Origin of the sequence: Allosphingosinicella sp. (assembly GCF_036387215.1) — a bacterium.
In the GTDB taxonomy this organism is placed as follows: domain Bacteria; phylum Pseudomonadota; class Alphaproteobacteria; order Sphingomonadales; family Sphingomonadaceae; genus Allosphingosinicella.
Genome location: NZ_DASVUE010000402.1, coordinates 1 through 4629, shown reverse-complemented (window position 1 = coordinate 4629; position 4629 = coordinate 1). Strand labels below are relative to the sequence as shown.

The following is a 4629-nucleotide window of genomic DNA, read 5'->3' as shown; positions in this document are numbered from 1 at the left end:
CCGAAAAAGAAAAGGCCGCCCGGTCGCCCGGACGGCCCTTTCGAAAGCGTTGCGCCTTCGGAAATTACATTCCGTTGGTCGCGTTGCCGCCGGTGTCGCCGCCGGTGGTGGTGTTGCCGCCGGTGGTGGTGTTGCCGGTGGTGGTGTTGCCGCCGGTGGTGGTGCCCATGTTGGCATCCATGCCGAGGTTGGCGTCAGCGCCGTTGGCGCCGTCGATGGCGGTCACGTCGTTGGTGGTGCCTTCCATCATCGGATCCGTGGCATCCATTTCGGTGCCGGCGGTGTTGTTCGCAGCTTCGTTGCCGCCGCCGCCGCAAGCCGCGACGAGGAGGGCACCGGCGAGCATCGAACCGGTCATTGCTTTCTTGAAGATGTCACGCATTTAGAAACTCCCTAGATTGAAGATTTGGCGGGGTTGGCCCGTTTTTTCTACCAAATCAGTTTGCTACATTAGACGGAAAAAGGGGGGCTCTCAAGCCTTCTCGATTCTCCCCTCGAGAGAGAACAGGAAACGGCCCAAACCCTGCCTCAGTGCCAGATCGAAACGTTCCTGTCCTTGAGACACTCCCATTTCGCCGAGGCTGGTCACTGGAAACTCGGCAATACCGCACGGGACTATGCCTGAGAAGTGAGAAAGTTCCGGATCGGCGTTGATCGAGAAGCCGTGCATGGTGACCCAGCGGCGCACCCGGACCCCGATCGCACCTACTTTCGCCTCCGTATTCCCGTGCTTCACCCAGATGCCGATCCGATCCGGAACCGCAAAGGCGGAAACGCCGAGCTGTGCGAGAGCGTCGATGAGCCAGCCTTCGAGCGCGTGGACGAACGCCCTGACGTCGCGGCCGCGGCGGTTGAGATCGAGCACCACATAGCCGACCCGCTGCCCCGGCCCGTGATAGGTGTAGCGGCCGCCGCGGCCGGCCTCGTAGACGGGGAAGCCCTGCGGGTTGAACAGCTCCGCCGAATCGGCGCTGGTGCCGGCAGTGAAGAGCGGCGGATGCTCCAGCAGCCAGACGAGCTCGGGCGCAGTCCCCGCCTGGATCGCCTCCACGCGCCGCTCCATCTCCGCAAGCGCCTCCGGATAGGGCGTAAGGCCGGGCGTGACGCGCCATTCGATGTCTCCGGCGGGAAACACGGCTCCGGCGTCCGCGGGTCTCGGCTGCTCGGCAAGACTGTGGTTGCCTGCTCGGGCGGGGTTGCGCATAGTTCGCTTCTAGACAGGGGACGGCATGAAGGCACTATCGATTACCACCGCGTGGAACGAGACGGCGCGGTTCGTGAAGGACAATCTCGGAGCGCTGTTCACGATCGCTTTCGCGCTCATGGCCCTGCCGAGCATCGTCGTCCAGGCGCTGGCGCCGAGGCTGGTCAGCCCCGAGGGTGGGGCCGGCACCGGATTGTGGGTGCTGTTGATGGTGGTGGTGGTCGTGCTCAGCATCGTCGGCACGCTTGCGATCTCGGCGCTCGCGCTCGATCGCGAGAATGTCGTCGGCAAGGCGATCGCCCTCGGCTTCAGGCGCTTCCTGCCGCTGTTCGGTGCAAGCCTGCTCGTCGGGCTGGCTGCGGTGATCCTCATGATCCCGCTCATTCTCCTGCTCGGCATCGCGCCCGAGGATATGGCGCCCGGCAACAGGGAAGCGGCGGGGCGTATAGCGCTCGCGATGCTGTTGTTCCTGATCGTGTTCCTGTTCGTCTGGATCCGCCTCATGCTGATGACGGCCGTCGCCGCGGCGGAAAGCGGCGGCCCGGTGGCGATCCTGCGGCGCAGCTGGGACCTTACGGCCGGCCGCTTCTGGAAGCTGCTCGGCTTCGCGCTCCTGTTCGTGATCGCCGCTTTCATCATGATGTTCGCGGCCACGGCGGTCCTCGGGATCATCGTCGCCCTGGTCGCGGGGCGGCCGGAGCCGGACAATGTCGCGGGATTGCTGATGCTGCTGATCGGCGGCGTGTTCAACGCGGTCTTTATCGTCTACTTCACGACGATTATCTCGCGCATCTACCTTCAGCTGGCGGGGCGGACGAGCGGAAGCTGAGGCGCCGAGTCCTCGGGCAGAAGCCCGAGCAGGCGCGGGTCAGGGAAGCTTTCGAGCGCCCGGGCATAAGCGGTGAAGCCGGCCTTTAGATAGGAGGGGAGCGCCGCGGGATGATCGAGCGAGCAGGTGTTGACGTGCACCCGCTCCACGCCCTTCCGCCAGGCGAGCGCAAGCGTCTGCGCGAACAGCCACTTGCCGTGGCCCTTGCCGGCAAGCTCCGGAACCAGCCCGAGGAACCGGATCAGGCATTCGCCGGATTTGCGGAAATCGAGCTCCAGCATCCCAACCTCGATGCCGCGCGGATCGACTACCGCGTGCACCTCGGCCACCGCCGCCACCAACGCCGCATCGTCCATCGCCAGCCGCGAATACCAGAGCCACGGCCCGCCGACGCGCCGGAAGAGGATGCGGTACTTAGCCGGATCGATGTGCCCCCACCGGACCAGCCGAAGCTGCGAGTCGGGCAACGGCCGCGGGCGGGGCCGCTCCCGCATCTCAAGGTAAGTAACGACCGCGCCGATGTGGTTGTGGGGGAGTGGGGTCAGGCTCATTGTCGGTCCTCCCCGAGCTCGTCTCGGGGAGGGGGACCGCCGCCGCAAGGCGGGGGTGGAGGGGCTGGCGCCGATTCCCGGGCTTGCGCCGGCCCCTCCACCGGCTTCGCCGGTCCCCCTCCCCCAGACGAGCTGGGGGAGGAATTTGGGAGGCGCGCCGTTGCTTCGGCGATTACTCCGCGAATTACGGATTCCAGGTCGGCAAGGACCTCAAATGCGGGGATCCGCATCGTTTCGATCCCCTTGTCGCGCATCCAGCGATCACGGGCGGCGTCCCTCGCCGGCCGGTCGCCGCGCTCGTGCGCTTCGCCGTCTACCTCGACCGCCAGGCGGGCGTCGTTGCAGTAGAAGTCGAGATCGTAGGGGCCAGTCGGGTGCTGGCGGCGGAATTTGAGGCCGGCGGGTTTTTCGCGAAGCACCTGCCAGAGCAGGATTTCGGGAAGGCTCATCGTGCGGCGAAGGCGACGGGCGCGACGGACGCTTCGGGTGGTGCCTTTGGGTGAGATGTCCTTGCGCACGTGCTTGCCCCTCCACCATGCTTCGCATGGCCCCCCTCCCCGAGCAAGCTCGGCGAGGAATTAATCAGCTCCACGTCGCTTCCGGGGGAAGGCTCATGAGGATGGCGTCGACGTTGCCGCCGGTCTTGAGGCCGAACAGGGTGCCGCGGTCGTAGATGAGGTTGAATTCGGCGTAGCGGCCGCGCCATTCGAGCTGACGGGCTTTGTCCGCTTCGGTGAAGGGCTGGTTCATCCGCCGCCGGACGAGGCGGGGGAAAACGTCGAGGAAGGCTTCGCCGACGGCTCGGGTGAAGGCGAAGGCGGGTTCGAACGGACCTTCGAGATGGTCGTAGAAGATGCCGCCGACGCCGCGGTGGACGCCGCGGTGGGGGATGTAGAAATATTCCTCTGCCCATTTCGAGAAGCGGGGATAATAGGTCGGATCGTGCCCCGCGCAGGCGGCGCGGAGGGCGGCGTGGAATTCGGCCGTGTCTTCCTCATAGGGAAGGGGAGGGTTCAAGTCCGCGCCGCCGCCGAACCAGCGCCGGGTGGTGGCGAGGAAGCGCGTGTTCATGTGCACTGCGGGCACGTGCGGGTTGGCCATGTGCGCGACGAGGCTGATGCCGGTTGCGAAGAAGCTCGGATCCTCCTCGGCGCCGTGGATCGTCTTCGCGAAGTCGCCGCTGAAGCGCCCCCCGACGGTCGAGACATTCACTCCGACCTTCTCGAACACCTTACCCTTCATCAGCCCGCGAACGCCGCCGCCCCCGGGTGAGCCGTCGGGATCGGTGCGGTCCCAGGGCGTGTAGGCGAAGGCGGCATCGCTCCCAGCCTCGCGCTCGATCGCTTCGAATTCCGCGCAGATGCGGGTGCGAAGCGCCTCGAACCACTCGCGGGCGCGCTGCTGTTCCTCGTCGAGCTCGATCATGCAGAAGGCGATGCCCCCGGTCGCCGCCGCTTGCAAGCGCCCGAACGGACGAGCCGATGAGGACCAGTCGCGTAACCTTGAACGGGGCTTCGGCGGAGCTCAGGTGGGTTGACGACCACGTGTCTTGCTGTCTTAATGACATAAGACACATGATGGAGCCTCGCTTGCACCTCCCGACCAGCGCCTCGAGCACGGATTTCAGCGAGATTTCACGCCTCGCACATCGCTTCTGCACATCCGGTGCCTAGAAGGCCGCACGCAACCACTCTCTTCGAAAGATCGGCCGCGAGGGCCGGCACATAAAGGCGGACATTCAATGCAGACGACGCACCTTCGGATCTACGGCTCGGCCCTTGCCCTGGCAGCATGCCTGGCGGCTCCGGGCGGCGCATGGGCGCAGACCGCGCCCCAACGGCCGGCTCAATCCTCTCCGCAAGGCGGGGCGCAGCAGAGCCAGGCGGGCGAGAAGCCGACCGAATTGGTGGTCACCGGCACGCGATCGGAGGTGGTGGGATCGTCCGACCGCACGAGCTTCAACATCGCGAACGATCTGCAGGTGCAGACCGGTACCGTCGCCGATGCGCTCCGCGCCGTCCCCGGCGTCGAAGTCGATCTCCAGG

Annotated in this window: 7 protein-coding genes; 2 read left to right on the top strand and 5 right to left on the bottom strand. The window is 66.0% G+C overall.

What is annotated here, in order from left to right; translation table 11 throughout:
• Positions 1 to 64 precede the first annotated feature (64 nt).
• Complete coding sequence (locus VF662_RS15425; protein ID WP_464142836.1) at positions 65 to 382, bottom strand: hypothetical protein; 318 nt, start codon at positions 380 to 382, stop codon at positions 65 to 67.
• A gap of 90 nt (positions 383 to 472) precedes the next feature.
• Positions 473 to 1204 carry a lipoyl(octanoyl) transferase LipB gene (lipB, locus tag VF662_RS15420; protein WP_464142835.1) on the bottom strand — a complete coding sequence of 244 codons (732 nt, stop codon included), beginning with the start codon at positions 1202 to 1204 and terminating at the stop codon, positions 473 to 475.
• A gap of 25 nt (positions 1205 to 1229) precedes the next feature.
• Here lipB and VF662_RS15415 point away from each other — a divergent pair, with 25 nt between their 5' ends.
• Positions 1230 to 2033 carry a DUF7847 domain-containing protein gene (locus VF662_RS15415; RefSeq protein ID WP_464142834.1) on the top strand — a complete coding sequence of 268 codons (804 nt, stop codon included), beginning with the start codon at positions 1230 to 1232 and terminating at the stop codon, positions 2031 to 2033.
• Here the strand turns inward: VF662_RS15415 and VF662_RS15410 are convergent.
• The 3 genes from VF662_RS15410 to hemF form a co-directional block, all read right to left on the bottom strand.
• A complete protein-coding gene (locus VF662_RS15410; RefSeq protein WP_464142833.1) occupies positions 2003 to 2584 on the bottom strand; it encodes a GNAT family N-acetyltransferase in 582 nt (193 codons plus the stop codon). The two genes, VF662_RS15415 and VF662_RS15410, sit on opposite strands and share 31 nt — an antisense overlap.
• Complete coding sequence (locus VF662_RS15405; RefSeq protein WP_464142831.1) at positions 2581 to 3102, bottom strand: endonuclease domain-containing protein; 522 nt, start codon at positions 3100 to 3102, stop codon at positions 2581 to 2583. The genes VF662_RS15410 and VF662_RS15405 overlap by 4 nt, the downstream gene beginning before the upstream one ends.
• 64 nt (positions 3103 to 3166) lie before the next feature.
• Complete coding sequence (gene hemF / locus VF662_RS15400) at positions 3167 to 4009, bottom strand: oxygen-dependent coproporphyrinogen oxidase (protein WP_464142829.1); 843 nt, start codon at positions 4007 to 4009, stop codon at positions 3167 to 3169.
• A gap of 316 nt (positions 4010 to 4325) precedes the next feature.
• Here hemF and VF662_RS15395 point away from each other — a divergent pair.
• On the top strand, positions 4326 to 4629 hold a 304-nt coding region (locus VF662_RS15395), incomplete at its 3' end, for a hypothetical protein (protein WP_464142827.1).